A 26,100-nucleotide genomic window follows, 5' to 3' on the forward strand; every position below is an offset into this window, starting at 1 on the left:
GACAGGTGAGTCATCTGTGTTGAGCGGATGTCGCTTCGTCGCCAGTCACGCGGACACGCGACGCGCTCCCCATCGAACCGTTGTTCCGACCCCGTAGCCGACGGTTCCGAGGACGACCGCGAGCGGCAGGGCGAACTCGACGACCGACTCCAACCCGCCCATCAGCTCGGCGCGGGCCGACCCGTGCGCGAAGCCAAGCATCCGCGGGTAGCTGTATCGGGATCCGACCGCCCACTCGCCGGTGAGGTAACCGACCAGCGGCGGGAAGACGTACCCCCAGACGGCGATCAGCCCGAGCGAGCCGGTCGTCGGCGCGAGCCCCGCACCGACGAGGCCGCCGGCGACGGCGATAGCGGGCACGATCACGAGTCAGCCGAAGAAGACGTAGAGTCCGACGCTCGCGCCCGCGAGAAACGCGACCGACACGGCCGCGAGGAGCACGGCGACCGACAACAAGAGGGCCCGGCGCGGACGGCGGTTGCCGACGAGGTGTCGTCGGAGCCGACCGCTATCGGGACTGTCGCTGTCGAGTCGTTCGTTGTCGGGAGAACCGCCGGGAGGGCTCATATCGAGCGGTGCGACGCCCAGCGAAAAACGTCTTGTGCCGAGTGTGGGATCGAGCGACCGCTCAGACGCCGCGGCCCTGAAGCTGCTCTTCCTCTTTCATGTCCTCGTTGGACTGGCCTTTCATCCCCTTGCCGGTGCCGCTGGCGATCCGGGCGAGCTCCTCGGGGTCGTCCCAGTTGTTGACGGCCTCGACGATGGCGTTGCCCATCGCCGCGGGGTCCTCCGCGCCGAAGATGCCGGAGCCGACGAAGATGCCGTCGCAGCCGTGGTACATCATCAGCGCGGCGTCGGCGGGCGTCGCGATGCCGCCGGCCGCGAAGTTGACGACCGGGAGCCGCTCGGCCTCGGCGGTCTCGTGGACCAGATCGCGGGGCGCGCCGTGTTCGCGGGCCCACTTCTCGCGCTCCTCGTAGTTGAGGCCCGTGAGCGTCCGGATCTGCTTTTTGATGGTGCGCTGGTGTTTGACGGCCTGGTTCACGTCGCCCGTGCCGGCCTCGCCCTTCGTCCGGATCATCGCCGCGCCCTCGTGGACCCGGCGGAGCGCCTCGGGGAGGTTCCGGGCCCCGCAGACGAACGGCGAGGTGAAGTCGCGCTTGTCGGTGTGGTACTCGTCGTCCGCGGGCGTGAGCACCTCGGACTCGTCGATCATGTCGACGCCGAGCGCCTCCAAGATCTCCGCCTCCTTGCGGTGGCCGATGCGGGACTTGCCCATCACCGGGATCGAGACCTCGTCGATGATCTCGGGGACGCGCTCGGGGTCGGGCATCCGCGCGACGCCGCCGCGCTTGCGGATGTCCGCCGGGACGTGTTCGAGCACCATCACGGCGACCGCGCCCGCGTCCTCCGCGATCCGGGCCTGTTCGCGGTTGACGACGTCCATGATGACGCCGCCCTTCTGCATCTGCGCGAAGCCGCGCTTGACCAGCTCGGTCCCGCGCTTCAGCTCCTCTAAGTCCGTGGCCTCTGGCATGAATATCGATTGGGTCGCCGGCCACTTAACGGGTCGCTTTCGGGGGGATGGACCGCCCAGAGCGCCGCTCGCGCCCGAACCCGTTCGGCGGGTCCCCGCCCGCTCGGAACCACCGCAACGGCGAAGTCCCCGCCCGTCCGAGTGGCGACCATGACTACCGGAGCGATCCTCGCCGGCGGGCGCTCGACGCGCTTCGGCGACGCGGACAAGGCCGTCGCGCCGATCGGCGGCGTGCCGATGGTCCGCCGGGTGGCCGACCGGCTCGCGGGGACCGACGACCCCGTCCCGCCCGGAGCCGACCGCGCCAGCGGCGGCGACCCCGTCGTCGACGAACTCGTCGTCAACTGCCGCCCCGACCAGCGCGAGGCGATCGCCGAGGCGCTGTCGGGGATATCGCTCCCCGTCCGCTGGGCGATGGACGACGAGCCGGACCGCGGGCCGCTGGCGGGGATCCGCAACGCCTGCCGGGTTGCGACCGACCCGTACGCCGCCGTCGTCGCCTGCGACATGCCGTTCGTCGACCCTGCCTTCCTCGCAGCGATGCGCGAGATGACCGCTGATTCGGGGGCCGAGGCAGCGGTCCCGCGGCTCGACGACCGCTGGTATCAGACGACGCAGGCGGTGTACGCGACGGAGCCGGCCGCGGAGGCCTGCGACCGCGCGCTCGACCGCGGCGACCGGAAGGTGCTCGCGCTGGTGGACCGACTGGACGCGGTCGTCGTCGACGACGAGACGATCCGCTCGCTGACGACCGAGCGGACCTTCACGAACGTCAACACGCGGTCCGAACTCGACGAGGCGGAGCGGGCGGTCGCCGCCGCGGTCGACGCGGGCTGAGTCGACAGCCGCGGTCGACGCGGGCTGACTCGAAAAGGGAGGCTCCCGCGACCGCGGCGTCAGTCGGTCAGCGTCTCGTACGCCTCGTTGAGCCGTTTGAACTCCTCCTCGTCGCCGTCCTCGCCGTCCGGGTGGAGCCGCTTCGCGTGCTCGCGGTACGTCCGGCGCACCGCCTCGTCGTCGGCCGTGCGGTCGAGACCGAGCGTCTCGTACGCCTCGCGCTCGGTCATCCGGTCGGTCGACGGCGCGCGGTCGCGGGGGTCTCCCGCCCCGGACGCGCCGGGGCCGCCCGGTCCGCGAGCGCCGCGCCGCCCCGCACCCGGGCCGCGACCGCCGTCGGCAGCGCCGGCGGCGCGGTACGCGCGCTCCCGGTTGGCCTCGGCGCGGGCGCGCTGTCTGGCGCGCTCCCGCTCCGTCGGTCCCGCCCGCTCGGCGGACCGCCGGGCTTGGTCGTGGAGGCGTCCGCTGGCGTGGTACCAGAGGAAGTAGGAGACGGCACCGAACGGCACCGCGAGCGCTAACGCGATCGGGTGGAGCACGATCCCGCCGATCACGAGGAGCGCCGTCATCCCGACGAACGTCCCGGCGAGCCCCACGACGATCGTTCGGTTCGTCACGGCCGTACTCGTTGTCGCAGGACCGTAAGGCTCTCGCCGACGGACGCTCCTGCGCTCCAGCGTCGCCTCCGCACCGTTTATGCCCGCGGCCGCCCGGGTACGGGGTATGGAACCGGCGGACCGAGAGACGGTGACGGGGCTGCCGCCCGGGATCGCCGCCGCCCGCGAGGAGCTCACGCCGATGCTCTCGCAGTACGCCGACCTCTGTGCCGCCCACGAGGACGCCCTGGTGCTGTTTCAGGTCGGCGACTTCTACGAGGCGTTCTGCGAGGCGGCCGAGACCGTGGCGCGCGTCTGCGAGGTGACGCTGACGGAGCGGTCCGACTCCACCGGCGACTACCCGATGGCCGGGGTCCCCATCGACAACGCCGCGCCGTACCTGGAGTCGCTGCTCGACGCGGGCTACCGCGTCGCGCTCGGCGATCAGGTCGAGGACGCCGAGCAGGCGTCCGGGCTCGTCGACCGCGCCGTCACCGAGGTGATCACGCCCGGGACCGTCGTCGAGGACGACCTGCTCGAATCCGGCACGACGAACTACGTGGCAGCCGTCGCCGAATCCGATGACGTCGTCGGTCTCGCCGCCGTCGACGTCTCCACCGGCGAGTGCCTCGTCACGTCGGGCGACCGGGACGCGGTCGCGGGCGAACTCGACCGGGTCGCGCCGGCGGAGCTCATCGCCGGCCCCGCCGCGCCCGACTTCGAACCGAGCGACGCGGAGCGCGGCTGGGCGACCCACGAGTACGACCCCGACGCCTTCGACCGCCGGACCGCGACCGAACGGCTGGAGCCCTATCTCCCCGCCCCAAAGCGCCGCTTCGACGCGGACGCCGAACTGCGGGCGGCGGGCGCGGTGCTCGCGTACGCCGAGTACACGCAGGGCGACGACGGCCCGCTCTCGTACGTGACGCGGGTCCGGCGGTACGACCCCCGCGACCGCCTCCGGCTCGACGCGGCGGCCCAGCGGAGCCTCGAACTGTTCGAGAACCGCGGGCTGGGGGCGAGCGACACGCTGTTCGACGCGCTCGACGAGACGAACTGTGCGCTCGGGCGGCGCTGTCTGGAGCGCTGGCTCCGGCGTCCGCTCGTCGACGCCGACGCGATCCGGGACCGTCACGACGCGGTCGGGGAACTCGCCGACCGGAGCCTCGCCCGCGAGGGGGTCGCGGACGCGCTCGCGACCGCCTACGACCTCGAACGGCTGGTGAGTCGGGTCTCGCGGGGGCGTGCCGACGCCCGCGACCTGCGTTCGCTGTACCGGACGCTCGCGGTCGTGCCGGAGGTGAAGGCGACGCTCGCGGGGGCGGCAGAGGGAAGCGAGTCGCTCCCTCGGACGGACCACCTCCGCGACCTCCGCGACCGCCTCGACGAGCTGACCGAGGTCCGCGAGCTGATCGACGCGGCGATTGCGACCGACCCGCCACAGGAGATCACGGATGGCGGCGTGATACGGGAGGGGTTCGACGACGACCTCGACGACCTCCGCGCGACCGAGCGCGAGGGGCGCGAGTGGGTCGCGGACCTCGAAACGAGCGAGCGCGAGCGCACCGGGATCGATTCGCTGTCGGTGGGGCACAACCAGGTCCACGGCTACTACATCGAGGTGACCGACGCCAACGCCGACCGCGTCCCCGACGACTACCGCCGCCGACAGACCCTGAAGAACAGCGAGCGGTACGTCACGCCGGAGCTGAAGGAGCGCGAGGAGGCGATCGTCGGGGCCGCGGAGCGCGCCGACGCCTTGGAGTACGAGCTGTTCGTCGACGTCCGCGAGCGCGTCGCAAGCGAGACCGAGCGGATCCAGGGGCTCGCGGACGCGCTCGCCGAACTCGACGCGCTGGCCTCGCTCGCGACCGTCGCGGTCGAGTACGACTACGTCCGCCCGGAACTCAGGACGGGTGCTGAGGTGGACGGCGATCCCGGGACGGACGGCGATCCCGGGACGGACGGCGATCCCGGGACGGACGGCGACGCCGGGATCGCGATCGAGGGCGGACGCCACCCGGTCGTCGAGCGGACCGAGGAGTCGTTCGTCCCGAACGACGCGGACCTGCCCCGCGGCTCGGTCGCGGTGATCACGGGGCCGAACATGAGCGGGAAGTCGACGTACATGCGGTCGGTCGCGCTCGCGGTCGTGCTCGCGCAGACGGGCTCGTTCGTCCCCGCGCAGGCCGCCTCGCTCCCGGTCTTCGACCGCGTGTTCACCCGCGTCGGGGCCTCCGACGACATCGCCGGCGGCCAGTCGACGTTCATGCGCGAGATGAGCGAGCTGACGGAGATCCTCCACGACGCCGGCACCGACTCGCTCGTCCTCTTAGACGAGGTCGGGCGGGGAACGGCCACCACCGACGGCCGCGCCATCGCCCGCGCGGCCGCCGAGTTCCTCCACGACGAACTGGGCGCGACCGCGCTGTTCGCGACGCATTATCACGGACTCACGGATCTGGCGGACGAGCGCGAGCGCGTCTTCAACCTCCATTTCACCGCCACCCGCGAGGACGGCGACGTGACGTTCCTCCACCGGGTCGTCCCCGGGGCCTCCTCGTCGTCGTACGGCGTCGAGGTCGCGGAGCTCGCCGGCGTCCCCGGTCCGGTCGTCGACCGCGCCCGCGACCTCGTCGCCGCGGAGGAGGCGGACCGCGGCGGATCCGCCGGCGTCGGGGACGACCCCGAGACCGAACCGAATTCGGACGCTGCGGACGGCTCGGACGCGGCCGATGCCCCGGACGACGAGTCGACCTCCGGCGACGAACCGGCCGCGGCGGACGACCCCGAGGACGCGTCGCTCCGCGAGTTCCTCGCCGAGGAGGCGTCGGCGGGAGCCGGAGACGAGAGGGACGACGCGGACGCGGCCGCCAAGGCCGGCGCGCCGCCCGACCTCGCGGCGGAGCTTCGGAGCCTCGACCTCGCGCGGATGACGCCGATCGAGGCGCTGAACGCCCTCCACGACCTCCAGTCGCGGGTCGACGATGACTGAGCGAGACGCCGGCGGATCGACCGGAGACGAGGGAGAGCGGGGCGACCGCGGCCGCGTCCGTCGGCTCGACCGGGAGACGATCGACCGGATCGCGGCCGGCGAGGTGGTGACGCGGCCGGCGCGGGTCGTCTCCGAACTCGTCGACAACGCGCTCGACGCGGGCGCTTCTCGGGTCGAGATCGCCGTCGACGGCGACGGCACGGACCGGATCCGCGTCGCTGACGACGGCCGGGGGATGACGCGGGCGGACGCGGCCCGCGCCGTCGAGCGCCACGCGACGAGCAAGTTAGCGCCCGACGGCGACCCGGTCGGGGTCGACTCGCTCGGCTTCCGCGGCGAGGCGCTCGCGGCGGTCGCCGAGGCGGCCCGGCTCGAACTCGTGACGAGTCCGGGCGACGGGATCGGCACGCGGGTCGTCGTCGACGGGACCGCAGGGAGCGGGGAGCCGGACGGTTCGGACGTCACGGTCGAGCCGGCGGGCCGCGCCCGGGGAACCACCGTCGTCGTCGCGGACCTGTTCGCGACGCGGCCGGCCCGCCGGGAGTCGCTCGCGGGCGCGAACGCGGAGTTCGCGCGGATCTCCTCGCTCGTCGCGGACTACGCGCTGGCGAACCCCTCCATCGCGTTCGCGCTTGACCACGACGGGTCGACGACGCTGACGACGCCCGGGACCGACCGGACCGACGCCCTGCTCGGCGTGTACGACCGCGACACCGCGAGCCGGTCGACGACCCTCTCCGCGAGCGTCGACGTGGGGCCGGACTCCGACGCCGGCGTCTCTGGCGCGCTGGCGTACCCGTCGATCACCCGGGCCACTCGCGACCACGTCCGCGTCTCCGTGAACGGGCGGCCGGTCCGGAACGACCGGCTCGCCGCCGCGGTCCGGGAGGGGTACGGCCGCCTCCTCCCCGACGGGCGCGAGCCGGTCGCGGCGGTCGACGTGTCGATCCCGCCCGGTCGGGTCGACCCGAACGTCCACCCGGCGAAGCGGGAGGTTGGACTCCGCGACGCCGACGCGGTCGCGGACGCCGTGTCGTCGGTCGTCGCGGACGCGCTCACCGGCGCGGACCTCCGACGCTCCGCGGACGTGGCCACCGACCTCGGATCCGCCCTCGACCCGGTCGGCGACGAGGACGGCTCCCGCGCCGGGGCGTTCGCGGACGCCGAGCCGATCGGCGCGTTCCGCGACCTGTACGTCCTCGTCGAGTCCGGCGACGGCCTGCTCGTGATCGACGGACACGCCGCCCACGAGCGCGTAAACTACGAGCGGCTCGCCCGCGCGTTCGACGGCGAGCCGATGCCGACCGCCGCGCTCGACCCGCCCGCGACCGTCTCGCTGTCGACCGACGAGGCGGCGGCCGCGCGGGCGCACGCCGACGACCTCGCCGCGCTCGGCTTCGAGACCGAGGCGTTCGGCGGCGGGACCCGACGGCTGCGGACGGTTCCCGCGCCGTTCGGTCGGACCGCGGACGCGGACGCCTTCCGCGACGCGCTCGCGGCGTTCTCGGGGTCGGACGGCGGCCGGGGCGGCCGGGGGGCGTCGAGAGACGCCCGGGACGCCCTGCTCGCGGACTTGGCGTGTCACCCCTCGCTGAAGCGGGGCGACTTCGGCGACCTCGACGACGCCGACCTCCGGGCCCTCCTCGACCGGCTCGGGGAGTGCGACCGCCCGTACGCCTGCCCGCACGGTCGCCCCACCGTCCTCTCCGTCGACGCGGAGACGTTCGCGGCGGGGTTCGGACGGGACCGGTGACGGGGGTCCCGACCGGTATCTATTAACACGATGAGGCCGGGGGTACTCCCATGGGAGAGCGGACCGAAGTGACGCGGGGGTCGCTGCCGCAGGAGCGGTCAGCGGGCCGCTTCTCGGGTCCTGACGGGTTCCGGGACCTCGTCGAGCGGCTGCTCGCGTGGCTTCGGGACCGGCGCGGGTCGAGTCTGGAGCGCGTCTCCACGGCGACGACGATGCGGAACGTCGTCGACGCGGACGCGCTCGCGGAGGAGACGCCGGCGAAGTGGAGCGTCCTCCACGACGTGGTCACCTACGGGACGGACTCGCTCACGGACGTGCTCGTCTTCCGACACGGTCCCACCAGACAGGACCTGGTGGTAATGCCGGAGCGCAACACCGAGCCGGAAGGGGAGATCAGCTTCTATCACGCCGACCGGACGCAGGGCGCTCGCCACCTGCTGTCCATCGGCGCGGACTCGCTCACCGCGGCGCTCAGCTACGTCTTGGACCGTATCGAACAGTTCGAGCGGCTGTTCACGGGGCGGGGATCGAAGCTTCCGAGCGGCTACACCGGCCCGTCCGACCGATAGCGAGAGCGGTTCGAGTCGACTGATTCGAGTCGAGCGGCTCTGTTGAAATATTATTGTTTAGGCATTTCTGCCTGAAACGCCCGATCTGTAAATCGTGCTTATAAGACGGGTGGTTCATGAGCCCTGTCGGTGATGAGAACAGGGCCGTTGCTAGCGCGGTGAACACCTCCGAAGCCCCAGCCGCGAGGACGCTCCGCGGCTCGTTGCGCTCCTCGTCGCTCACTACGTTCGCTCCTGCGGTGCTTACGTCGCCGAGGAGCGTCCTCGCGGCTGCCCCTTCGAGTCCCACCCGACCGCACCGCACAGCACCTCACACCTCCCCAGCCTCGTCAGTCGCCGTCGCTTCGCTCCGGCGACTGACTCCCTCGCGCGGTGCTCCTCACGGTCGCCTTCGGCGACCGCTCGGAGGCACGCGCCACCGCACCGCAGATCGGCCGTTTCTCTCCCTGTGTTGAGCGATCGAGGCTACAAAACTATCAACTATTGAGGAATTAACAAGCCCAGTCAAACGGTTTCAGGCGGGTCGGTTGTCCGAGCGACCGTCGCCGTCCTCGTCGGTCCGCTCGACGCGCTCGACGGTATCCGCCGCCTCCGCCGTGTCGGGCGGGTACGAGACCGTCCGCTGCGGGTACGGGATCGAAATTCCCGCGTCGACGAAGCGGTCTTGGATCCGCTCGACCGCGATCGCCTTCGACCGCCACCGCGCCTGCGGCGTCGGGGGATCGATCCAGAACCTGAGATCGAGCAGGATCGCCGAGTCGCCGAACCCGGAGGGGATCGCGTACGGCTGGGGGTTGTTCGCGATGTGGTCGATCCCGTTGAGGACCTCCTCGGCGATCGCCGCCGCCTCGTCGGGATCGTCGTCGTACCCGATCCCGACCTCCATGTGGATCCGGAGGCGGCCCTCGCGGCTCCGGTTCGTGATCGCCTGATTGGCGACGAGGTCGTTGGGCACCACGACGTACTCCCCGTCGAAGTTGCGCATGTGGGTGTTCATGATCGTGATGTCGGTGACGAACCCCTCCTCGCTGCCGATCTCCACCCAGTCGCCGATCTCGAACGGCCGGGCGAACATCAGCACGAAGCCGGCGATGAGAGACCCCAGGGTCTGCCGGGCCGCCATCCCGAGGACGATCCCGAGGAAGCCGGCCCCGACGAGGAGGCCGCCGAGGTTCACGCCCCAGATGCCGAGGACGGTGATCAGCGCGAGCACGAGCAGCCCGACCTGCGCGAGCCGGGTGAGGAGCTGCTCCTGATGGGCGGTGATCCGGTCGCTGCCGGCCGACAGGTCGGCGACGTACGCCTCCAGCGCGTCGCTGGCGACGTAGACCCCGCCGAGCAACACCGCCGAGACGAGGACCTGCGCCCCGATCCGGACGCCGTCCTCCGCGACGGGCCGCACCGCGACCACGAGGTCGAACCGTCCCCACAGCGTCAGGACGGCGACGCCCGCGAGCGCGAACAGCGCGAGCTGTAGGAAGCCGACCGCCAACCGGAGAAGGAACGACGTCGGGACGCCCTCGCGGAGCGTCTCGACCGCACCCTCGGTCGACTTTCCCGCCCGGTTATCGAGGAACTGCTCGACCCACCCCGAGACGGTCCGCTCTCCGGCGCGGACGGCTCTGGGAAGCAGCAGCCAGCCGATCGCGAGCGTCACGAGGGCGATACCGGCGGTGACCGCTATCCGTCCCTCCGTGGTCGCGACGTCGCTCAACACCGCGCCGAATCGCGTGCCCAGTCCGCCTATCACGATCGTGGGTTCGTCGCCGGTCGGATAACGCGTTCGACGCGAGTCTCAGCGGAGAGAATCGGACCGGGCGCTTCGACGCGGCGCGCCGCCGCGGCCACTCCCCCGGTCACCGGCCGCGCCGAAGCTCCTCGATCAGCTGTTCGATGAGCGTCGACTGGCGGTCGAGCCGGTCGGACTGCGCCTCGACGGTGCGCCGCAGCGCGGCGACCTCGCTCGCGAGGTCCGCGTCCTCGACTCCGGCGCTCTCGAACGGCGACCCGTCGAACGCGTCGTCGTCAGGGACCGCGGCGTCGCCGTCGTCGACGGGTGCGGCCTCGGAGGCAGGGTCGGCCGGGGGTTCGTCGACCGCCGGGTCCGCCGCGGCCGGGGAGTCGTCGACCGCCGACACGGGGTCGTCCGCCGGCTCCCGTTCGAGTTCCTCGGCGACGGACGCGGCCGTCGTCGCCTCCGCGTCGCCGGGGGCGGGTTCGGCTGCGTCACCGGTGGTCGCGTCGTCGACGGTCGCGTCCGCGGCGAGTGGATCCGAATCGAGTGGATCCGCGTTGAGCGGGTCCCCGTCCAGCGGGTCGTCGTCCGCTCCCGACGGCCCCGTGGACGCCGGATCCGCGGAGGACGGCTCCGCAGTGTCGGTCCCCGCCGCGACCCCGGTCTCCCCCGCGGCGTCCGCCTCCGCGTCGGCGACCGGGTCCGACCGAGAAGCGGGGTCGGCGGCACCGGACGCCTCTCGGGGTTCCGTTTCGGGTCCGTCGCCCTCCGCCTCCGCGTCGGCGACGGGGGACGCCGAGAGCGGGTCCGGTCCCTCGCCGAAGTCGGTCGTGTCGCTGGGGTCGGCGTCCGTCGCCGACTCCTCTCCCTCGGCGGCGGCGACGCGGAACTCTTCGAGGCTGTCGACGCCGTGGAACGAACACACCGCGTCGGCGAGCGTCTCCCGGACCGCCCGGGCGGACTCGTTCGGTGCCTTGAACCGCTCCGAGCGGCCGCCGTGGGTGAGAACGACCGCGGTGGCGACGGTCCCCTCCTCGAAGTCGAGGCCCGTGAGGTCCGCGTAGTGGAACTCCTCGAACTCGGGGTCCCAGACCGCCGACCCGACGTGTTTGACCAGCCGCTCGCTGGTGACAATCAGCGTGAGCTCCGAAAAGCGGAAGGTGCGCACGACGGTCTCGCCCGGCCCCGTGACGCCGCTCCCCGAGAGGACGCCGGCGAGGATCGGGTGGAGGACGTCGTCGACGCGCTTCGCGGGGACCGAGAGGGTCTCGTCGCCGTCGAGACCGTACCCGAGGGTGATCTTCGCCTTGCGGCGGCCCGTCGAGACCTCGATGCGCTCGACGTCGTGACCGTACTCGTCGACGGACTCGTCGGACAGGAGCCCGTCACCGCGGTAGACGAGGGTCCGGGTGGGCGTGACCGCGAGTCGATCGCCGCCGCCCAGCGGCACCTCGGCGACGACGTCCTCGTCGCCGACGGTCCCCGCGAGCAGTTCGGGAAGGCTCATACGCCCGGAATACGCCGCGCCCGGCATAAATCCGCTGGGTCGGCGGCGAACGCGACCGGACGTGGCCGCGACCCCACTCGCGACCGCGGGTCGGATCCGCCTCGTCGACCCCCCGACGCGACCGCCCGCGGCGATCTGCGATCGGTTCACATCCTTCCGACGGATGGGAAGGTTAAAGGGTCTCATCGCGGTACGAAAGAGTGAGGCCGGGTGGCTTAGCTGGACATAGCGCCGCACTCATAGGGTTCAGAGATTCGGTGCGGTGACGCCTTGGAAGCGTCCGCGTCCTTCCCGTGGCTCCGCCGAGCCTCGGACCTGGGACATGCGGAGATCGTGGGTTCGGAGCCCACCCCGGCCATATCTCGTTTCGTCACCCCGGTAGCCAGAACTCCCCTGAGCGGTGCGACCGGCCGCCGGACGACTCTGTCGGCGTCGGTTCAGACACCGGATATCTCCGAGAGAACGGTTCCGAGGAGAGTCAGACAGGCGGCACCGATCAACAGCAAGAGCGCGCCTCCGGAAGCCGTGAACTCCTCGGGGTCGGTTCGCAGCGATTCGTAGCCGGCGGTGGCGACCAACCCGACTCCGCCGACTGCCATGAGTAGCACCCCGATTCCGTGGTCGCCGGCAGCGAGCGATCGGGCCGCCGGTACTCCGATCGACAGCCCGATTACCGCGAACGCGCCGTTGAAGACATACAGTCGCTCCATAGCCGCGCGTCAGCACTCCCGGGTCACCGCGAGCGATCCGCGCTCGCACCGTTCCGATTCCGTGTCGGTCCGACGGCTCGGTCGGTTGCTCTCTGCGGCCGGTCGGTGAACTCCCCGTCGCGGCCGGTCGGTCATACGAAGCCGATCGACCACTACCAGTTAAACGTCATGTCCGGTCCGTCGTCCGGCCTCTCGGTCCGTCCGACCTCTCGGTCCGTCCGGCGATCTTACGACCTCACACCGAAACCGCTTCGCCGGCGACGAGTGCGACCGCGGCGGCGACGCCGCCCAGCCCGAGAAGCGCGTAGTTGGCGACCGGGTTCGCGGCCGCGAACAGGTCGAGGGTGTACTCGTCGTCCCGGACGGGCGCGTACGGCCGGACCCCCATCGGCGTGAGCGCGTCGGCGAGGAGGTGCGAGACGATCGTCCCCGCGCCGAACAGGAACCCGACGCCGCCGAACAGAAGGGCGGTCGCGGCGTCGTTCCGGACACCGAGCGCCAGTCCGACGGTCCCGAACGCGGCTCCGACGAGCAGCGCGAACCAGACGGTGTGCGTGATCCCCCGGTGTTTCACGAACGGGACGCGCACGTCGAGGTCGGGTACCATCGCCGTCGACGCCACGCCGAGGGCACCGAGCAGTCCGGCCTCAAGCGAGACGAGCGCGGTGACGAGGAACCCGAACGGAGCGTAGACGGCGAGCGACGCCCCGATGTGGCCGTTGCGGTACACGCGATCGACTGCGTTCCCGGCCGGTAAGTCCGTTACGTCGGACCCCCCGTCGCGCCCCCGGGGCGAAACGCCTACGGCCTCCCGCCGTGACCGTCCGGTATGTCCCTGACTGCCCGCGATCTCATGGAACCGGACGTGAAGACGGTGTCCCCGGACGACGACGTCGCCGAGGTGTTCAAGCGGTTCGCCCGCTACGAGTTCAGCGGGTTCCCGGTCGTCGACGACGACGAGCGAGTGGTCGGGGTGATCACCGAGTCCGACCTCGTCGACCTGTTCGAGCCCGAAGACGAGACGCTGTGGATCCCGATCGGACTCCCGCCGTTCGTGGACACCCTCTCGTATCAGGTGAAGCGGCCGTGGGCCGACCTCGATCTCGGGGTCGACCTGATCCGCAACGCGGACCGCCCGATCTCCGAGGTGATGAGCGCCGACGTGGCGACGGTGACGCCCGACGCGAGCGTCGACGCCGTGCTGGATCTCCTCGTCGGCGACGACCCCGACATCAACCGCGTGCCCGTGGTCGATTCGGACGGGCGGCTCGTCGGGATCATCGCCCGGCAGGACGTGATCCGCGCGTTCCGCGACAAGCGACTGGACTGAGGGGACGAGAATTTCCCGGCTACCACGGTAGGTGGGCTGTACGTGATTTCGGCCGACGTGGTGGCAAACCACTCCGAAGCCCCAGCCGGGAGAACTCGCGCGACTCGCTGCGCTCCTCACTCGGTCGCTCACGCTCCCTCGTTGCGGTGCTTGCGTCGTCGTGCTTCGTCCTCCCGGCTGCCCCTTCGAGTCCCGCCCCGCACAGCACCGCACCGCACCTCATGCCTCCCCAGCCTCGTCGGTCGCCTCCGCGTTGCTCCGGCGACCGACTCCCTCGCGCGGTGCCGTTCGCGGTCGCCGGGGGCGACCGCTCACGGGCACGCGCCACCGCCCAGAGTGTGGGTTTCGCCCCGATCAGCGGCTGGGACGCGACTCAGCGGTGGGCCGTCGGGTAGTGTTCAGATAAGCTGATTCCATGCGAAAGCGAACGATCTGATCCACTCGTTTGCTGTTTCTGCTTCGGCGTTGCTAAAACAGTTTGAGAAACTAGTAGTTCTGCGTTTTACCTCACGAAAGACATGTTCGACACTGTTCCGCTTTCCGTGTCGTTCGTATCTAAAATCGAGGTCGTGTTTGCGACAGGCTCGCTGAAGTGGAGCCGCGCCATCAACGAGAAAGATCGCGTCATCTACATCGTGTTTTTTGCGGAGTTCCGCGAAAAACCGATCTGCGAGAGCATTGTTTCTCGTCGATTCAACCTTTGTATGTAACAGATCGTTTGATTCGGGATCGACAGCAGCGTACAGCCAATATTGTTCATCGTCAAGCTGAATCACAGTCTCATCAACCGCGACGTGATTCGGCCTCCGACCAGTTTCTGGCTGTAGATCGGCTTTGTGAACCCAGTTATGAACGGTCGATCGAACTCGATCAACACCGAATACCTCAAGAAAAGAAACAGTATTCGAAAGCGATAATCCAGCCAAGTGAAGCTGAATACTGAGCTTCATCAACAGCTGCGGTGTTGCTTCTCGCTCCACAAACTCTAAGTTGATCTCGTCTAAACAGCCGCTGAGGCGGTCGTTTTCGGGCATAAGTCACTTTGAAAACGCACCGCCTCACCTTTCAATCCTTATCTGAACACCGCGGGCCGTCGAACGGACAGCCTCTTATGGACCGACCGACAGGAACGGACGGACATGCTGATCGCCGGAACAGTCGTCGCCGACTCGGAGACCGTCATCCCCGACGGCGCTGTCGTCGTCGAGGGGGAAACGATCGCCGCGGTCGGCGACGAGACCGACCTCCGCGAGCGGTACCCCGACCACGAGCGCCGCGAGTTCGACATCGTCGCGCCGGGGCTCGTCGGCGGCCACGTTCACTCCGTCCAGTCGCTGGGCCGGGGGATCGCCGACGACGCCGCGCTGTTGGACTGGCTGTTCGACGCCGTGTTGCCGATGGAGGCGGCGATGGACGCCGAGGCGACGCGGGCGGCCGCGGAGCTGGGCTACTTGGAGTGTCTCGAATCGGGGACGACGACCGTCGTCGACCACCTCTCCGTGAACCACGCCGCGGAGGCGTTCGAGGCCGCGATCGACACCGGGATCCGCGCCCGGCTCGGGAAGGTGCTGATGGACCGCGACTCGCCGGACGGCCTCTTGGAGGAGACCGACGCGGCGCTCGCCGAGAGCGAGGCCCTCATTCGGGAGTACCACGGCGCGGCCGACGGTCGCGTCCGGTACGCGGTCACGCCGCGGTTCGCCGTCACCTGTACCGAGGCGTGCCTGCGCGGCTGTCGCGAGCTGGCCGACCGGTACGACGGCGTGACGATCCACACCCACGCCAGCGAGAACGAGGACGAGATCGAGACGGTGGAGGCCGACACCGGCCGGCGGAACGTGCTCTGGCTCGACGAGGTCGGGATCACCGGCCCGGACGTGACGCTCGCGCACTGCGTCCACACGGACGAGCGCGAACGGGAGGTGCTCGCCGAGACGGACACGGTCGTCACCCACTGCCCCTCCTCGAACATGAAACTCGCCTCGGGGATCGCGCCGGTCAAGGACTACCTCGACCGGGAGATTACGGTCGCGCTCGGCAACGACGGCCCCCCGTGTAACAACACGCTCGACCCCTTCACCGAGATGCGACAGGCGAGCCTCCTCGGTAAGGTCGACGCCCGGGACCCCACGCGGCTCCCGGCGTCGACCGTACTGGAGATGGCGACGGAGGGCGGCGCTCGCGCGGCCGGTTTCAACCGGCTCGGAACCCTCCGGGAGGGTCAGCGCGCCGACGTGATCGGGATCACGACCGACCTGACCCGGGCGACGCCGCTCCACGACCCCCTCTCGCATCTGGTGTACGCCGCCCACGGCGACGACGTGGTCTTCGCGATGGTCGACGGGACGGTCCGCTACGCCGGCGGGGAACACGTCGGAATCGACGCCGCCGCGGTCCGGAAGCGCGCCGCTCGGCAGGCGGAACGCGTCGTCGAGGAGGCGGGGATCGAGACGGACGCGCCCGTCTGAGTCGACGCAGTCGGATCGGCAAAGACGACGGGTGAAAAGAGACGCGGCGCGTTCACAGCGTCGGTTCGATCGACGGCGACGAGCCGGAGTCGTCGGGCGACGCCCACGTCGCCGCGGCCGACGGGTCGTTGAACGCCTCGACCTCGATGTCCTCGACGTCGATCGTCCGCTTGAGGAATCGCCGCTTCGAGCGCTCGCCGACGACGGCGAAGCGGTCGACGCCCCGGGCGACCGCGATCTGCGCGGACTCGCGGAGCGCCCGCCGCCCGGCGTCCGAACACGGCCGGCTCGTCCGCACGACGATCACGACGGCCTCGACCGCGTCCGGGGTGGCCACGTTCCGCCACCGATCGAGCAGCGCCTCGCCGTCCGCGGGGGTCAGTCCAGTTCCATGAGGGAACTCGACGACGAGGACGTCGTCCTCGACCCGCAGTAGCCAGCGCTCGCTCGGTTCCATATCCTCCGATATCACGCTCTTGATTATAAAACCGCGCCCTAGAATATCAAATATGATATCATCGATCGGTCGAATCGAACGCACGAATCGAGCGAACGACCCCGATTCGGCGGGTCTCGACCGACTGTCGATGGACTAACCGGTTCTCGTTTTCGACCGAGAGATTCGGAACCGACGCCCGGGTCACGGACGTGTCGCTCCCGCGGTACGTCGGTCACGCCGACAGTGACGGGGCGAAACGCGAACGAAGCTACCGCCGGTCAGGATCGCCGTCGCCTCCCGTCCCGCCGTCGAGCGCGTCGACGACCGCGGTCGCGAGGGCCTCGAACGACGCCTCGTCGGGGACGACGTCGACCGCGACGCCGTTCTCGGCGGCCGTCTCCGCGGTCGGCGGGCCTATCGCGCCGACGACCGCGTCCGCCAGCCCGGCGCGCGCCTCGTCGCCGACGCCGCGGTCGGCGGCCGCCGCGAGGAAGTTTTCGACCGTCAGCGAGGAGGTGAACGCGACCGCGTCGAGGTCGCCGGCCGCCGCCGACTCCGCCGAGTCGCCGGCGTCTACCGGCCGCGAGAGTCTGTACAGCACGGTCTCGGTCACGTCAGCGCCGGCCTCGCGGAGGCCGTCGAGCAGCACGTCGCTCCCGTGATCGGAGCGGGCGACGACGACGCGCTCGCCCGCGACGCGCGGTTCGAGCGCCGCGACGAGCCCGGCGGAGGTGTACTCCTCGGGGACGACGTCGACGGTCCAGCCCGCCTCGCGCGCGGCCGCCGCGGTCGCCGGGCCGATGGCGGCGAGGTCGGCGTCGCCGGGTTCCCAGCCCGCCTCGGCGGCCAGTTCGACGCCGGTCTTGCTCGTCAGCACGACGAGCGGCGCGTCCTCGGGGACGGCCCCCGTCGGCTCGACTTCGAGCATCGGGTCGGGGACCGGCTCCGCGCCGAGCGACCGGAGCAGGTCGACCGCCGACTCGATCCGCTCGTCGTCGGGGCGGAAGACGGCCACGCGCGGCCGCCGGTCCGCGCCGTCGCTCACGCCGCGTCACCTCCGCCGTCGTCGGTTTCGGCCTCGCCGCCCTCCGTCGGCGCGCCGTCTCCCTCCTCGGCCGGTTCGCCGCCCTCGCTCGCCGACCGGACCGGCGCGGAGCCGGCGTTTTCGAGGAAGGTCACGACGCGGTCGCGGGTCGCGGCCACGTCGCCGATCACGGTGATCGCGGGCGGTTCGATCCCGGCCTCGTCGCGGGCGTCGACGATCGAATCGAGCGTGCCGGTCGCGACGCGCATGTCGGGCCAGGTGGCGCGCTCGACGAGGGCGACGGGCGTGTCGCCGTCGAGGCCGGCGTCGCGGAGTTCGGCGGTGTACGCCGGCAGCTTGCCGACGCCCATCAGCACCACGATGGTCCCGCCGGTCGCAGCGAGCGCGTCCCAGTCCACCGCGGACTCGTCTTTCGTCGGGTCCTCGTGGCCCGTGACGAACGAGACCGACGAGGCGTGATCGCGGTGGGTCACCGGGATCCCGGCGACCGCCGGCCCGGCGATGGCGGAGGTGACGCCGGGGACGACCTCGAAGGGGATCCCGGCCGCGGCGAGGTGTTCCGCCTCCTCGCCGCCGCGCCCGAAGACGAACGGGTCGCCGCCCTTCAGCCGGACGACGCGGTTCCCCTCCTCGGCCAGTTCGACCATGCGCCGGTTCGTGTACTCCTGCGGTGTCCACTCGCCGCCGGCGCGTTTCCCCACGTCCTCGCGTTTCGCCTCGGGGATCTCGCCGAGGATCTCCGGGCCGGGGAGCTTGTCGTGGAGGACCACGTCGGCCGACTCGATCAGCCGCTTCGCCTTCACCGTCAGCAGGTCCGGGTCGCCCGGCCCGGAGCCGACGAGGAACACTGTCCCGACCGGGTCGTCGCGGCTGCGGGTCGGCGGCTCGTCCGCGCCGGCCCTCGGTCCGGTTCCCGGCCCCGCGCCGGCGTCGTCCTCACTCATCCGTCTCCGCCCCCGCTCCCGCCTCCTCGCGCGCCTCGGCGATCAGGTCGTCCGCGCCGCGGTCCGCGAGGTCGGCCGCGAACTCCGCGGCGGCCGTCGCGTGCGACCGGATCGGGAGGTCGCGGGTGTCGGCCACCTCCTCCGTCCCGTCCGTCGAGAGGACTCGCGCCCGGACGTGGACGTGTTCGCCCTTGACGAGCGCGGAGACGCCGATCGGCGCGACGCAGCCGCCGTTGAGCTCGCCGAGGACCGTCCGCTCGACGGTGACCGCCACGCGGGTCCGCGGGTGGTCGACCGCCTCGCGGACCGCCTCGACCACCTCGGGGTCGCTCGCGGTGACCGCGATCGCGCCCTGTCCGGCGGCCGGGACGAACTCCTCGCGCGGGAGCCGCGTCGTCTCGACCTCGTAGAAGAGGTTCGAGCGTCGGAGGCCGGCCTCGGCGAGGACGAGCGCGTCGTACTCGGTCTCGACGTTCCGCTCCATCGCCGCGCGTTCGAGGTCCGACAGCGAGTCGAACCACTCCTCGACGCTCTCGTCGAACTCCTCGTCGACCCCGTCGTCTTCGTCCGCGTCTCCTCCCGACTCCTCGCCCTCCGCCGTCTCCGCGGCGATCTCGCCCGAGGCGATCAGCCGCCGCTCGTGTTCCGCCTGAAGGCCCGGCGCGAGCAGCTTCTCTAGCCGGGTGTCGACGTTGCCGCGGATCGGCTCGACGGTGAGGTCCGGCCGAGCCGCCCGGATCTGCGCGCCGCGCCGGAGCGAGCCGGTCCCGACGACGGAGCCGGGCGGGAGGTCCTCGATCCCGAGCCCGTCCGGCTGAACGACCACGTCCCCCGAGGGGGCGCGCTCGGGGACGGCCGCGACGACCAAGTCCTCCATCTCCTCGGTCGGGAGGTCCTTCAGCGAGTGGACGGCGAGGTCGGCGTCGCCGGCGAGCACCTCCTCGTCGAGGGCGCGCACGAACGCCCCCGTCTTCCCGAGGCGGTGGATCAGTTCGTCGGGGATCTGGTCGCCGCGCGTCTCCACCTGCCGGAGTTCGACGTCGCGGCGACGGCTCGACAGCGCCTCGCGAACGGTCTCGGCCTGTCGGAGGGCGAGATCCGACCCGCGGGTCGCGAGCCTGAGCGTTTCGGTCATACGCGGACCGAGGTCCCCCGCGTTCAAAAGCGCACCAGTTCGGCCGCCTGAGTGTCGGCGTCACGGGAATTCCGTGGCAACTCCCGCCACGGTCACGACCCCTTTATCGGTCCGCTCGTAAGGGCAGGACGACAATGGCACGCGCGAGCGTCGGGGCGCGGCTCCACTTCGGCTTCTGTAACCTCAGCCTCTCGCACGAGCGGCTGTACGGCGCGCTCGGCGTCGGACTCGCGGCTCCGCGGGTCGTCGTCGACGCGGAGCCCGACTCGGCGGTCGGCGTGACGGTCGAAGCGGCAGCGGGCGCGGAGTCGTCCGGTTCCGCCTCCGCCGTGCGCGAGGACGTCCGCGAGTACGCGACCGCGGCGACCGACCTGCTCGGCGTCGACGGCGCGCGGGTCGCGGTCCGCGAGTCGCTCCCGCGACACGCCGGTCTCGGCAGCGGAACGCGGCTCGCGGCGGCGACGCTCGCGGCCGTCGCGACCGCCCACGGCGAGCCGGTCCGGGTGCGCGAGCGCGCCCCGTCGCTCGGCCGGGGCGGGCGCTCCGGCGTCGGCGTCGCGACGTTCGAGTCCGGCGGCTTCGTCCTCGACGCCGGCCACCCGACCGCGCGGTTCACCATCGACCGCCCGGCGGACGGCGAATGGACCGTCCCGCCCGTAGCGGCCCGCCACGCCGTCCCCGACGACTGGCGGTTCCTGCTCGTCGACCCGGACGCGGACGCCGGCCGCAGCGGGGCGGCCGAGGACGATGCGATGCGGACTGCGGTCGAGCGCGCGGAGCCGGGGATCGCCGACCGGATCGGCGGGATCGTCACCCGGCGGGTCCTCCCGTCGATCGCGACGGGGAACGCGGAGGCGTTCGGCGCGGCAGTCGCCGAGATCGGCCGGCTCAACGGCGCGTGGTACGCCGACGAGCAGGGCGGCGTCTACCGGCCGCCGGTCGGCGAGATCGTCGCGTCGCTGTCGGAGGCCTCGGCGGTGTTCGGCGCGGGCCAGTCCTCGTGGGGACCGACGGTGTACGGCGTCACCGACGCGGACCACGCCGACGCCGCGGCCGAGGCCGGCGAGCGCGCGCTCGACGCGGCCGGCGTCGGCGGGTCGGTGTCGGTCGTTCGGGCGACGAACGAGGGTGCGCGGATCGCCGACGAGGGCGGGGCGGACCCGCGATCGACCGACTCGGAGAGGGGTAACACTAAGCCTCGCGGCGACGGGGCGTAAGCCATGGCACGTCTTCCGTTCGGGGTCGCGCGCCTCGACTCGATCCTCGGCGGCGGAGCGCCCCCGGGAAGCGTCGTGTTGCTCGCGGGCGAGGCGGGTGCCGGCGCTCGGGAGTTCGCGTACACCAGCGCGGCGATGAACGCGTTGGCGCGCGCCGACGAGGAGCTGTTCGACCTGTACTACGGCGACATCGACGCGGGCGCGGCCCTGCCCGAGTCGGTCCACTACATCTCCTTTACCGCAGACACCGACGCGATCACCCGAGAGATGGGGTATACGATGGCCGACGAGATCGTCGACGCGGCGGTCGACGAAATCGAGTTCCGCGACCTCTCGCCCGAGTACTTCCAGCTGTCGCCGGTGCCGCGCGACTGGTACGAGACGGAGACGGCGTCGATCACCGAACTCGGCGACCGCGGCGAGTACGAGGACGTGCTCACCGCGTTCGGCGACTACCTCTCCGAACACGGACAGGGGAGCCTCGTCTGTATCGACTCCGTCACCGACCTCGTCTCGATGGTCTCCGACGACACCGACTGGAGCGACGTGGCGATGGTGATGAAGGGGCTGAAGAAGGCCGCCTACGAGTGGGACGCTCTGGTGCTCGTGTTGGTGAACACCGAGGCGCTCCGCGACCGCGAGTTCGGCACGCTGATGGACGCCGCGGGCGGGACCCTTCAGTTCTCGTGGGAGAGCGGCGGCTCCCAGCGCGCCCGGACCATGTTCGTCCGCGAGTTCCGCGGCGTGCTCTCCCGGCTGGAAGACGAGAACATCGTCCGCTTCGAGACAGAGATCCACGAGGGCGGGTTCGACATCAGCGACGTGCGCAAGATCCGGTAGCGAACGCCGTCCCGTCGGCCGCTCCGCACCGCCTTCAGGCGGTTCGACCGCCCAAGTATCGATCGGGAGAACGCCGCGACAGATTACTTAAGCCTCGCGGCTCAACGGTACGTAGATGACGGAGGACCCTCGATGAGCGACCTCGATCCGGCGGCGGCCGCCCTCGACGCCGCCGCGGAGGACGCTGGCGTGAGCCGCGAGGAACTCCTCAAGCGCGCGCTCGTCGCCCTCGCGGAGTCCGAGGGGATCGACGTCCCGGACGCCGAGGAGGTGGCGGCGATCGAGGCGCGCCTCGACGACCTCGACGAAGACCTCGACGCCGCGGTCACCGACCTCCGCGAGCGGTTCGTCGATCTCTACCGCGAGGTGGAGTCGCTGGACGCCGGTGCGGACGGCGGCGGTGACGACGACGGCAGTGCGGCGGACCCGGACCGCCTCGACGAACTCGCCGACGAACTGGAGGCGACCGCCGCCCGGCTGGACCGCCTCGACGCCGCGGTCGCCGACGCCCCCGCCTCCGATCGGGTCGACGATCTCGCCGACCGGCTCGACGCGCTGGACGCGCGGCTCGACGGGTTAGATGCCCTCAGAGACCGCCTCGACGGCCTCGACGAACACGTCGACGAGGGGATAGCCGGGGTCGACGCTCGCATCGACGACCTCGACGAGCGCGTGGCGAGCGTCGAGTCCGACGTGGCCGGGATCTCCGCCGACGAGCTGTCCGAGGTCGACGACAAGCTCTCCCGGGTCGCGAACGCGGTCGTCAAGGTCAAACGGCGACTCGACGCCGCCGAGCGCGACCGCGCCGACCGCGAGCGCCTGGACGCGCTGACGCGGACGGCGAACCGACACGGCGTGCGGACCGCCGACTGCGACCACTGCGGCGGGGGCGTGGAGCTGGGCCTGCTGTCGACGCCGGAGTGTCCTCACTGCGGGCGTCGGTTCGAGGACGTGGAGCCGAACACCGGCTTTCTCGGTACGTCGCGGCTCCTCGTCGCGGACCGCCCCGCCATCGACGGCGACGTCGCGGACGGCGACCGCGAGGGCGGGAGTCGCACGACCGACGGGACGAACCCCGCCGCGAGTGACGGCGGATCGGACGGGGACCGCCGATGAGCGGCGGTGACCGTTCGGACGACGACTCCGAGGCGGACGATGGGGACCGCTCCGACCGCGATTCCTTCGATGACGACCCCTTCGACGACGACTCGTTCGACGACGACTCGTTCGACGACGACTCGTTCGACGACGACTCGTTCGACGACGACTCGTTCGACGACGACTCGTTCGACGACGACTCGTTCGACGACGACTCGTTCGACGACGATCCATTCGCGGCGCTCGGAGACGAGGGTGTCGACGACGCGGGACCCGATGCGTCGTCGCGCGCGAACTCGGAATCGGGCGCGGACCCACAACCGGGCGCGTCGGCGGACGACCCGTTCACCGAACTGGACGCCGACTCGGGGGACGTGACCGGCGAGGGGGACCCCTTCGAGTCGATGGACGTCGGCGACGTCGGCGAGGAGGACGTGTGGGAGGCGCTCGACGAGGAGACCTCGGTCGGGGGCGACGCGGCCGAGTTCGACGCCGGCGGCGCGACCGGCGACGCGGCGACACAGTCCGGCGGTCTGGGATCGGGATCCGCGGCGACCGGCGACGAGCACGTGATTGATAAGCGGACCTACTGCCAGCAGTGCCCGCACTTCGCGTCGCCGCCGGAGACGGCGTGTACCCACGAGGGGACCGACATCGTCGAATTGGTCGACTTCTCCCGGTTCCGGGTCCGGAACTGCCCGATGGTCGACGCAGGAGACCCCGCGTTCGACGAGGAGTAGTCAACACCCCGGACGTAATCTGAATCAGTTTCACCGGGACCGTCGGGTGACCCCGGCCAATTTCTGAACACGTTCAAGCGCGTCCGCCCGATAGGGCGGATATCACGTGACAGCATCCGCTTCGAAGGGAGGCCGATCCGTCGCGCTCGGACCGGGGGCCCTCACCGGTGCGATAGGGGATTCGATTACCGTCATCCCGCTCGTCGTCGCGCTGGCGCTCCTGACGGACGTGTCGCTGCCGCACGCGCTCGTCGCGTTCGGGGTCTTCCAGCTCGTCTGGGGGATCCGCTACGGCCTGCCGGTGTCGGTCGAGCCGATGAAGGCGCTGGCCGCGCTCGGGGTCGCCGGCGCGCTCACCTACGCCGAACTCGCGCTCGCGGGGCTGATCCTCGGGATCCTGCTGCTCGCGATCGGTCTCTCGGGGACGCTCGCGTACGTCGAGCGGTGGATCGGCGAGCCGGTGATCCGCGGGGTTCAGTTCGCGGTGGGACTCGTCCTCTTAGAGACGGGGATCGGACTCGCCGTCGAGGACCCGGCGGTGGCGCTCGTCGGCGTCGCCCTCGCCGCCGCGTTCGCGCTCGCGGGCCACGGGAAGGCGAGCGCGCTGGCCGTCGCGCTCGTGGGGGTCGCGACCGCGCTCGTCGCCGCCGGCGTGCCGACCCCTCGCCTGCCCGGCGCGCCGCCGACGCCACCGTTCGGCGCGGCCCTCACGCGCGCCACCCTCGACGGCGTGGTCGCGCAGCTGGCGATGACCATCGGGAACGCCGCCCTCGCGACCTCCCTCCTCTTCGCCGACCTGCTGGACGCGGAGGTGACCCCCGACGAGCTGGCGACGAGCATGGGGATCACGAACCTGATCGCCGTGCCGCTGGGCGGGATACCGATGTGTCACGGCTGCGACGGCGTGGCCGGTAAGTACGCGTTCGGCGCGCGCACCGGCGGCGCGAACGTCGTGCTGGGCGTCGGCTACCTCGCCGCCGCGCCCTTCGCCACGCCCGCGCTGATCGCCGCGTTCCCGCTGGCGATGTTGGGCGCGCTGCTCGCTATCGTCGCCGTCTCGCTCGCGCGCAACGTCACCGACTCCGGGAACCGCGCGCTCTCGGTCGGGATCGGGCTGCTCGCGCTGGCGACGAACCTCGGCGTCGCGTTCGTCGTTGGCATCGCCGTCCACCTCGCGTGGGAGCGGATGGGATAATCGAGGTTCTGCGGTGGCGCGTGCCTGCGAGCGGCCGCCACCGGCGGCCGCGAGACAGCACGCGCGAGGGAGTCGGTCGCCGGAGCGAAGCGACGGCGACCGACGAGGCTGGGGAGGCGTGAGGTGCGGTTGCTGTGCGGTGCGAGGCGGGACTCGAAGGGGCAGCCGTGAGGACGAAGCACGACGACGCGAGCAGCGTGGCGCTACGCGCCACGGGCAGCCGGCGGCTCCGCCGCCGGCGACTCCGCAGCGAAGGAGCGAAAGCGACTGAGCGAGGAGCACAGCGAGTCGCGCGAGTCCCGCGAGCGAAAGCGAGCGGGACCACGAAAGACGCAGCGCCGAGCGAAGCGAGGCGACCGTCTTTCGGAGGTCCTCACGGCTGGGGCTTCGGTGGTCGTGTCGCCGGTAACGATCGTCTCGTATCGAGCGGTTGGGGCTTCGACGGTCGTCACAGTTACTCCGACAGCTCGCCGTCAGAAGTCTCCGGCAGTCATCGGACCTAAACCGCTCGCCTCCGTATTTAATCTATATATGCAGTTCTGTGACGACTGCGGCTCGATGATGGTCTCTCGCGACGGGGAGATGGTGTGTCAGAACGACGACTGCGACGGCACCGCCGAGCGCGACGAGGGGCTCGCCGCCGAGTTCGAGTCGACCACCGAACAGACCGGCGAAGAGGTCATCGAGACGGAGGAGGGCGCGAACTTCGAGGGGAAGCCCACCGCCAACGATATCGTCTGCGACGAGTGCGGGCATGGCGAGGCGTGGTACACGATCAAACAGACGGGAGCCGCCGACGAACCCCCGACGCGCTTTTTCAAGTGTAAGGAGTGCGGCCACCGCTGGCGCGGGTACAACTGAGCGATGGTCGGACCCGAGCGGCCGGCTCGCCGGTGGCCGCGTGCGCTGCGCGCCCTCGCCGTCCTCGCGGCGACGCTTCCCGCCGCCTTCCTCGTCGGTCGCGCGCTCGGCTTCTGGCGGGCGAGGCTCGCGGTCGGCAAGTTGCTCGCGCTGCTGCCCGACGAGGGCGCTCCGGACCACGTTCGGGTGCTCCCGCCGCCGGCCGACGAGTACGCCGGGACGCTCCCGACGACGCCGGCCGAGACCCGCGAGCGACTCCCAGAGCAGGGATTTTCCGAACTCGTCCGGGCGTACTTCCACGCGTACGACCGCGACGGGGAGACGGTCCACGAGGTCGGCAGCTTCGTCCACCGCCCCGAGGGACTCACCGGGGACTGGCAGGTTCACGTGCGGCTGTTTCCGGCTCCCGACGGTTCGACGGAGGTGTGGGCGCACTGGGAGCGGAACCCGTACGTGGCACCGCTGGCGCACCTCCGCATGGAGGGGTACGACCCCGCCCGCGGCGAGCGAATGGCGGCGGAACTGATCGACGATCTGCGGTAAACGCTC

General features: G+C 71.2%; 26 protein-coding genes and 1 tRNA gene. 14 read left to right on the top strand and 13 right to left on the bottom strand.

The features are described 5' to 3' along the window. Positions 1-45: 45 nt before the first annotated feature. From QOL69_RS01365 to pdxS, 3 genes are all read right to left on the bottom strand, one after another. Entirely contained in the window at positions 46-360 is a 315-nt protein-coding gene (locus QOL69_RS01365; protein ID WP_283401742.1) for a hypothetical protein, read from the bottom strand. Positions 361-369: 9 nt separating this feature from the next. Further along, the gene (locus tag QOL69_RS01370; RefSeq protein WP_283401743.1) at positions 370-567 is read right to left on the bottom strand and encodes a hypothetical protein; all 198 of its coding nucleotides are present in this window, start codon (positions 565-567) and stop codon (positions 370-372) included. A 61-nt stretch (positions 568-628) separates the two neighbouring features. Beyond that, positions 629-1,537 (bottom strand): pyridoxal 5'-phosphate synthase lyase subunit PdxS, encoded by a 909-nt coding sequence (pdxS, locus tag QOL69_RS01375; protein ID WP_283401744.1) that lies wholly within the window; start codon positions 1,535-1,537, stop codon positions 629-631. 150 nt (positions 1,538-1,687) lie between these two features. Here pdxS and QOL69_RS01380 point away from each other — a divergent pair, with 150 nt between their 5' ends. Continuing rightward, on the top strand, positions 1,688-2,374 hold the full coding sequence (locus tag QOL69_RS01380; RefSeq protein WP_283401745.1) for a molybdenum cofactor guanylyltransferase: 687 nt from the start codon (positions 1,688-1,690) through the stop codon (positions 2,372-2,374). Between the two features lie 59 nt (positions 2,375-2,433). On the opposite strand, the gene QOL69_RS01385 is transcribed toward QOL69_RS01380, so the two are convergent. Then, on the bottom strand, positions 2,434-2,991 hold the full coding sequence (locus QOL69_RS01385; protein ID WP_283401746.1) for a J domain-containing protein: 558 nt from the start codon (positions 2,989-2,991) through the stop codon (positions 2,434-2,436). 106 nt (positions 2,992-3,097) lie between these two features. Between QOL69_RS01385 and mutS the strand changes: the two genes are divergently transcribed. From mutS to QOL69_RS01400, 3 genes are read left to right on the top strand one after another with little or no spacing between them, the layout of a single operon-like run. Next, positions 3,098-5,965, top strand: a complete 2,868-nt coding sequence (gene mutS / locus QOL69_RS01390) for a DNA mismatch repair protein MutS (RefSeq protein ID WP_283401747.1) — start codon at positions 3,098-3,100, stop codon at positions 5,963-5,965. Then, on the top strand, positions 5,958-7,718 hold the full coding sequence (gene mutL / locus QOL69_RS01395) for a DNA mismatch repair endonuclease MutL (RefSeq protein WP_283401748.1): 1,761 nt from the start codon (positions 5,958-5,960) through the stop codon (positions 7,716-7,718). Before mutS ends, mutL begins: the two co-directional genes overlap by 8 nt. A gap of 50 nt (positions 7,719-7,768) precedes the next feature. Then, complete coding sequence (locus tag QOL69_RS01400; protein WP_283401749.1) at positions 7,769-8,287, top strand: hypothetical protein; 519 nt, start codon at positions 7,769-7,771, stop codon at positions 8,285-8,287. A gap of 514 nt (positions 8,288-8,801) precedes the next feature. Here QOL69_RS01400 and QOL69_RS01405 read toward each other — a convergent pair. After that, a complete protein-coding gene (locus QOL69_RS01405; RefSeq protein WP_195155778.1) occupies positions 8,802-10,037 on the bottom strand; it encodes a mechanosensitive ion channel family protein in 1,236 nt (411 codons plus the stop codon). Positions 10,038-10,143: 106 nt separating this feature from the next. Further along, positions 10,144-11,529 carry a DUF7115 domain-containing protein gene (locus QOL69_RS01410; RefSeq protein WP_283401750.1) on the bottom strand — a complete coding sequence of 462 codons (1,386 nt, stop codon included), beginning with the start codon at positions 11,527-11,529 and terminating at the stop codon, positions 10,144-10,146. A gap of 204 nt (positions 11,530-11,733) precedes the next feature. Between QOL69_RS01410 and QOL69_RS01415 the strand changes: the two genes are divergently transcribed. Next, positions 11,734-11,887 (top strand) — tRNA-Met (locus QOL69_RS01415). A 79-nt stretch (positions 11,888-11,966) separates the two neighbouring features. On the opposite strand, the gene QOL69_RS01420 is transcribed toward QOL69_RS01415, so the two are convergent. After that, complete coding sequence (locus tag QOL69_RS01420; RefSeq protein WP_283401751.1) at positions 11,967-12,239, bottom strand: hypothetical protein; 273 nt, start codon at positions 12,237-12,239, stop codon at positions 11,967-11,969. Between the two features lie 235 nt (positions 12,240-12,474). After that, positions 12,475-12,969: a metal-dependent hydrolase gene (locus QOL69_RS01425; protein ID WP_283401752.1), complete on the bottom strand. Its 495-nt coding sequence runs from the start codon at positions 12,967-12,969 to the stop codon at positions 12,475-12,477. Positions 12,970-13,068: 99 nt separating this feature from the next. Between QOL69_RS01425 and QOL69_RS01430 the strand changes: the two genes are divergently transcribed. Further along, positions 13,069-13,569, top strand: coding sequence for a CBS domain-containing protein (locus QOL69_RS01430; protein ID WP_283401753.1), 501 nt, complete (start codon positions 13,069-13,071; stop codon positions 13,567-13,569). A 398-nt stretch (positions 13,570-13,967) separates the two neighbouring features. Here QOL69_RS01430 and QOL69_RS01435 read toward each other — a convergent pair whose 3' ends face one another. After that, positions 13,968-14,603, bottom strand: a complete 636-nt coding sequence (locus QOL69_RS01435) for an IS6 family transposase (RefSeq protein WP_283401754.1) — start codon at positions 14,601-14,603, stop codon at positions 13,968-13,970. A 105-nt stretch (positions 14,604-14,708) separates the two neighbouring features. On the opposite strand from QOL69_RS01435, the gene QOL69_RS01440 reads away from it, so the two are divergent. Further along, on the top strand, positions 14,709-16,037 hold the full coding sequence (locus tag QOL69_RS01440) for a 5'-deoxyadenosine deaminase (RefSeq protein ID WP_283401755.1): 1,329 nt from the start codon (positions 14,709-14,711) through the stop codon (positions 16,035-16,037). Positions 16,038-16,089: 52 nt separating this feature from the next. On the opposite strand, the gene QOL69_RS01445 is transcribed toward QOL69_RS01440, so the two are convergent. From QOL69_RS01445 to hemC, 4 genes are all read right to left on the bottom strand, one after another. After that, positions 16,090-16,494, bottom strand: coding sequence for a hypothetical protein (locus QOL69_RS01445; RefSeq protein WP_283401756.1), 405 nt, complete (start codon positions 16,492-16,494; stop codon positions 16,090-16,092). A 250-nt stretch (positions 16,495-16,744) separates the two neighbouring features. Further along, on the bottom strand, positions 16,745-17,521 hold the full coding sequence (locus QOL69_RS01450; RefSeq protein WP_283401757.1) for a uroporphyrinogen-III synthase: 777 nt from the start codon (positions 17,519-17,521) through the stop codon (positions 16,745-16,747). After that, the gene (gene cobA, locus QOL69_RS01455) at positions 17,518-18,465 is read right to left on the bottom strand and encodes a uroporphyrinogen-III C-methyltransferase (RefSeq protein WP_283401758.1); all 948 of its coding nucleotides are present in this window, start codon (positions 18,463-18,465) and stop codon (positions 17,518-17,520) included. Before cobA ends, QOL69_RS01450 begins: the two co-directional genes overlap by 4 nt. Then, positions 18,458-19,600 carry a hydroxymethylbilane synthase gene (gene hemC / locus QOL69_RS01460; protein ID WP_283401759.1) on the bottom strand — a complete coding sequence of 381 codons (1,143 nt, stop codon included), beginning with the start codon at positions 19,598-19,600 and terminating at the stop codon, positions 18,458-18,460. Before hemC ends, cobA begins: the two co-directional genes overlap by 8 nt. A gap of 134 nt (positions 19,601-19,734) precedes the next feature. On the opposite strand from hemC, the gene QOL69_RS01465 reads away from it, so the two are divergent. The 7 genes from QOL69_RS01465 to QOL69_RS01495 all read left to right on the top strand — a co-directional run bounded on the left by QOL69_RS01465 (position 19,735) and on the right by QOL69_RS01495 (position 26,094). Then, the gene (locus QOL69_RS01465) at positions 19,735-20,817 is read left to right on the top strand and encodes a beta-ribofuranosylaminobenzene 5'-phosphate synthase family protein (protein WP_283401760.1); all 1,083 of its coding nucleotides are present in this window, start codon (positions 19,735-19,737) and stop codon (positions 20,815-20,817) included. A 3-nt stretch (positions 20,818-20,820) separates the two neighbouring features. Further along, the gene (locus QOL69_RS01470; protein WP_283401761.1) at positions 20,821-21,657 is read left to right on the top strand and encodes an RAD55 family ATPase; all 837 of its coding nucleotides are present in this window, start codon (positions 20,821-20,823) and stop codon (positions 21,655-21,657) included. A gap of 132 nt (positions 21,658-21,789) precedes the next feature. Then, the gene (locus tag QOL69_RS01475) at positions 21,790-22,773 is read left to right on the top strand and encodes a hypothetical protein (RefSeq protein ID WP_283401762.1); all 984 of its coding nucleotides are present in this window, start codon (positions 21,790-21,792) and stop codon (positions 22,771-22,773) included. Then, entirely contained in the window at positions 22,770-23,495 is a 726-nt protein-coding gene (locus QOL69_RS01480; RefSeq protein ID WP_283401763.1) for a DUF8135 domain-containing protein, read from the top strand. Before QOL69_RS01475 ends, QOL69_RS01480 begins: the two co-directional genes overlap by 4 nt. 106 nt (positions 23,496-23,601) lie before the next feature. After that, positions 23,602-24,690 (top strand): putative sulfate/molybdate transporter, encoded by a 1,089-nt coding sequence (locus QOL69_RS01485; RefSeq protein ID WP_283401764.1) that lies wholly within the window; start codon positions 23,602-23,604, stop codon positions 24,688-24,690. Between the two features lie 531 nt (positions 24,691-25,221). Further along, entirely contained in the window at positions 25,222-25,551 is a 330-nt protein-coding gene (locus tag QOL69_RS01490) for a transcription factor S (protein WP_283401765.1), read from the top strand. A 3-nt stretch (positions 25,552-25,554) separates the two neighbouring features. Continuing rightward, on the top strand, positions 25,555-26,094 hold the full coding sequence (locus tag QOL69_RS01495; RefSeq protein WP_283401766.1) for a cupin domain-containing protein: 540 nt from the start codon (positions 25,555-25,557) through the stop codon (positions 26,092-26,094). Positions 26,095-26,100: the final 6 nt, after the last annotated feature.

Source organism: Halorubrum sp. DM2 (assembly GCF_901686465.1).
Taxonomy (GTDB): domain Archaea; phylum Halobacteriota; class Halobacteria; order Halobacteriales; family Haloferacaceae; genus Halorubrum.

Coding starts and splice junctions, on each gene's coding strand:
- QOL69_RS01370 (WP_283401743.1), bottom strand. CDS start 567: ATGAGCCCTCCCGGCGGTTCTCCCGACAACGAACGACTCGACAGCGAC.
- pdxS (WP_283401744.1), bottom strand. CDS start 1,537: ATGCCAGAGGCCACGGACTTAGAGGAGCTGAAGCGCGGGACCGAGCTG.
- QOL69_RS01380 (WP_283401745.1), top strand. CDS start 1,688: ATGACTACCGGAGCGATCCTCGCCGGCGGGCGCTCGACGCGCTTCGGC.
- mutS (WP_283401747.1), top strand. CDS start 3,098: ATGGAACCGGCGGACCGAGAGACGGTGACGGGGCTGCCGCCCGGGATC.
- mutL (WP_283401748.1), top strand. CDS start 5,958: ATGACTGAGCGAGACGCCGGCGGATCGACCGGAGACGAGGGAGAGCGG.
- QOL69_RS01400 (WP_283401749.1), top strand. CDS start 7,769: ATGGGAGAGCGGACCGAAGTGACGCGGGGGTCGCTGCCGCAGGAGCGG.
- QOL69_RS01410 (WP_283401750.1), bottom strand. CDS start 11,529: ATGAGCCTTCCCGAACTGCTCGCGGGGACCGTCGGCGACGAGGACGTC.
- QOL69_RS01420 (WP_283401751.1), bottom strand. CDS start 12,239: ATGGAGCGACTGTATGTCTTCAACGGCGCGTTCGCGGTAATCGGGCTG.
- QOL69_RS01430 (WP_283401753.1), top strand. CDS start 13,069: ATGTCCCTGACTGCCCGCGATCTCATGGAACCGGACGTGAAGACGGTG.
- QOL69_RS01435 (WP_283401754.1), bottom strand. CDS start 14,603: ATGCCCGAAAACGACCGCCTCAGCGGCTGTTTAGACGAGATCAACTTA.
- QOL69_RS01440 (WP_283401755.1), top strand. CDS start 14,709: ATGCTGATCGCCGGAACAGTCGTCGCCGACTCGGAGACCGTCATCCCC.
- QOL69_RS01445 (WP_283401756.1), bottom strand. CDS start 16,494: ATGGAACCGAGCGAGCGCTGGCTACTGCGGGTCGAGGACGACGTCCTC.
- cobA (WP_283401758.1), bottom strand. CDS start 18,465: ATGAGTGAGGACGACGCCGGCGCGGGGCCGGGAACCGGACCGAGGGCC.
- hemC (WP_283401759.1), bottom strand. CDS start 19,600: ATGACCGAAACGCTCAGGCTCGCGACCCGCGGGTCGGATCTCGCCCTC.
- QOL69_RS01465 (WP_283401760.1), top strand. CDS start 19,735: ATGGCACGCGCGAGCGTCGGGGCGCGGCTCCACTTCGGCTTCTGTAAC.
- QOL69_RS01470 (WP_283401761.1), top strand. CDS start 20,821: ATGGCACGTCTTCCGTTCGGGGTCGCGCGCCTCGACTCGATCCTCGGC.
- QOL69_RS01475 (WP_283401762.1), top strand. CDS start 21,790: ATGAGCGACCTCGATCCGGCGGCGGCCGCCCTCGACGCCGCCGCGGAG.
- QOL69_RS01480 (WP_283401763.1), top strand. CDS start 22,770: ATGAGCGGCGGTGACCGTTCGGACGACGACTCCGAGGCGGACGATGGG.
- QOL69_RS01490 (WP_283401765.1), top strand. CDS start 25,222: ATGCAGTTCTGTGACGACTGCGGCTCGATGATGGTCTCTCGCGACGGG.
- QOL69_RS01495 (WP_283401766.1), top strand. CDS start 25,555: ATGGTCGGACCCGAGCGGCCGGCTCGCCGGTGGCCGCGTGCGCTGCGC.